Source organism: Flavobacterium sp., assembly GCF_043720215.1.
Classification (GTDB): Bacteria; Bacteroidota; Bacteroidia; order Flavobacteriales; family Flavobacteriaceae; genus Flavobacterium.
Genome location: NZ_JAYSSZ010000253.1, coordinates 1 through 2814, shown reverse-complemented (window position 1 = coordinate 2814; position 2814 = coordinate 1). Strand labels below are relative to the sequence as shown.

Here is a 2814-nt window from a genome sequence, read left to right as displayed (position 1 = left end):
AAAGAAAATGTGCAGCAAGATGATTTTATATTTCCAATAATAACAGATAAAGTTGGATATTATAAAAGCGAAGAAACACGTTATTTTATATCTTCAAGGGAAAATCATTCTGCTAATTTTCAACTTAATAGAATGGGTAAGATGATGAAATTACCGTTTTCACTTTCATTTCATTTATCAAGACACAGTTTTGCAACCAATGCTTTAAATAATGGTATGAGAATTGAGCACGTTTCTAAATTAATGGATCATCAAGATATTAGCACAACTCAGATTTATGCTAAAATCATTAGCGAAGAATTGGATAAAGCGGTTGATAATTACATATTCTAAATAAATTTAACAGATATATAATATTTTTCTGACTTTTGCGTTATAAGGATTGTGAACATAGAGTTGTTACGGCTTAAATAAATTGTTAATAAATTTTTTTGAAATCCTTGCTAAAAGGATTTTTTTTTTACTCTAATTTAGCACAAAAGAAAGTGATAATTTTTAGAGCCAAAGAGAAAAAATTTAGTTGAATTCGACTAGCAAGGTTTGTTAGGATTTTTCAAAAATAAGTAGATAAAAGCTTATAATTACATTTCAAATCACAATGAAAACAATTTGTAAAATAGTAATACTTGACCCCAAAAGTTCAAATAATTCAAACTTCCCAGTTTGTTCAATTAGTGGCGGTGCCTTTGGCACAGTCCACTAATACCACTTTTGATATTATTATTGAAACCGAAATCACACTTCAAAATTATTGCGAAGCTTTAGTACATAAAGTTTTTAGTTTACACCAATCACAATTTCCAGATTTTATAAATTATCAATGTAATAATGTTGATAATGCTTTAGTGTGGATTAATAAATTTGAAAAATTAATCTCGAACAATGAAAAAGTATTTACTAAAAAATGTGCTATTACTGGAGTAAGTAAATTGATTAATCTGTTTGAAAAGAAACGTTCCGAAATGCAATCTTCGAGAATAGTTGAGATTAAGTATGAAACACCTAAAAGACTTATTAATGCAGAAAGTGAGGATAGAATTTTTTCATTTTATGAAGCTAAAAAGCATATTGAAACATTAGAGGATTTTGACGATAAAATATTTTATTTAACAGAAGAATTATTAGAATATGAAGAAGCTGATATAGTTTCAACACATAGAACTCTCAAAGATTATAATGTTCAATGCGAAAGATTGATAAATAAATTAGAAAGGTTAAAAAGCCTAAAAGACAACCGCATAAAATCAAAAGAAAATGTAGTTTCTAATCAAATGCCATTCAAAAAAATGCAAATCAATTGTAATTTGAATCAGTTTATTGATATTCATTATCAGTTTTCAAGAGAATTATTTGTAGATGGAAAATCAATGATTGATGGTTCGGTTAATGATTTGGTGGCAATTATTGTAAATTCTTATGTTGATAAAGACGGAAAAGAAATAAGTCCTGAAACAGTCAAAACAATACTCACTCCTTCACGAACTGAAAAACGCCCGAAACACCACAAAAGAATAGACATCGACAAAATGCTATAAAACAAAATAGTCCTGAAAGACCATTTCAGGACTTTTGGACTTTTTACAACTTCTCACATTTGCACCATAACATTTAAAAAACTTTAAAAATGGATGCAATTATCTTCACAAAAGACCAGTTCACAGATCTAATGACAAAATTAGATACAATTCAAAGCCAACTTTCTATCAAAGCAGATACTAAAAAAGAAACCTTTTTAGACAATCAAGAATTTCTTTTATTAATGAAAATTTCAAAACGTACCGCACAAACTTGGAGAGACGAAGGCAAAATTTCATTTAGCCAAGTTGGGAACAAAATCTACTACAAACTTTCTGATGTTGAAAAACTCCTTACGGAGCATTACAACAAATCTTTTAAAGGTAGATAGTATGAGCAGCTGCAACGGAACTTGTGAAGTTTGCGATTGCAAACTTCACACAAACGAGAACCAACAACTTGTCACCCAGAGCCTGTCGAAGGGCAACTATTAACCATTAAATTAAAACTATGGTAACCATTTTTAAGAATTTCAACGAGGTTGTAGAACACAAATCATTGCTTACAATTTTAGACGAAATTAAAACAGGAAAGTACAAACCCGGCATTGTTTACTTGCGTAAATCTCTTGCTGAAAACAGAACAGAAGCCTACAACAAAGCTAAAAAATCACTTCCTGCATTTACGCCTTCAGCTAAATTTGTTGGAGGTCGTAAACTGGAATTCTTGGCAGAATATTCAAAATGTATCATTCTTGACATTGACAAGCTGAATGAAAAAGATTTGCAAAAGGCGAAGCATTTAGCCAATCAAAGTGAGTTTACTTTTGCAAGTTTCATTAGTCCATCTGGAAACGGATTAAAAATTCTAGTAAATATCAATTCTGACAAAGCCAATCACAAAGAAGCTTTTATATTAGTTCAAGCATATTACGAAAGTATTTTAAAACTAGAAATTGATAAATCAGGCAAAGATGTAACTCGATTATGCTTTTATTCTTTTGATGAAAATTTATATCTAAATGAAAATTCAAAAACCTTTGTCACATTGAGCGCAGTCGAAATGCCTTTAGTTGAAACTGAAACAGTTTCTACAGATAACTTGAAACCTGAAACTTTAAACTTTGAACACATTTATCATCATTGCATAAAATTCACAGAAAAAAAAGTGCAATATGCGAATGGTAGCCGTAATGTATTCGTGCATCAATTAGCGTGTAATATGAACCGAAAAGCAGTGCCGATGGATGTTGCTTTGAATTTCATTCAAACCGATTTCAATTTTGATGACAAAGAAGTT

Annotated in this window: 4 protein-coding genes; all 4 read left to right on the top strand. The window is 30.0% G+C overall.

Annotated elements, in window-relative coordinates; translation table 11 throughout:
* A partial coding sequence (locus tag ACHZC3_RS11005) for a tyrosine-type recombinase/integrase (protein ID WP_394759904.1) occupies nucleotides 1–333 on the top strand: 333 nt, incomplete at its 5' end.
* Between the two features lie 293 nt (nucleotides 334–626).
* Complete coding sequence (locus tag ACHZC3_RS11000) at nucleotides 627–1535, top strand: hypothetical protein (RefSeq protein WP_394759903.1); 909 nt, start codon at nucleotides 627–629, stop codon at nucleotides 1533–1535.
* Between the two features lie 89 nt (nucleotides 1536–1624).
* Nucleotides 1625–1906 carry a helix-turn-helix domain-containing protein gene (locus ACHZC3_RS10995; protein ID WP_394759902.1) on the top strand — a complete coding sequence of 94 codons (282 nt, stop codon included), beginning with the start codon at nucleotides 1625–1627 and terminating at the stop codon, nucleotides 1904–1906.
* A gap of 119 nt (nucleotides 1907–2025) precedes the next feature.
* Nucleotides 2026–2814, top strand: a 789-nt coding sequence (locus tag ACHZC3_RS10990) for a BT4734/BF3469 family protein (protein ID WP_394759901.1), incomplete at its 3' end; no start/stop codon positions are given.

Coding starts and splice junctions, on each gene's coding strand:
- ACHZC3_RS10995 (WP_394759902.1), top strand. CDS start 1,625: ATGGATGCAATTATCTTCACAAAAGACCAGTTCACAGATCTAATGACA.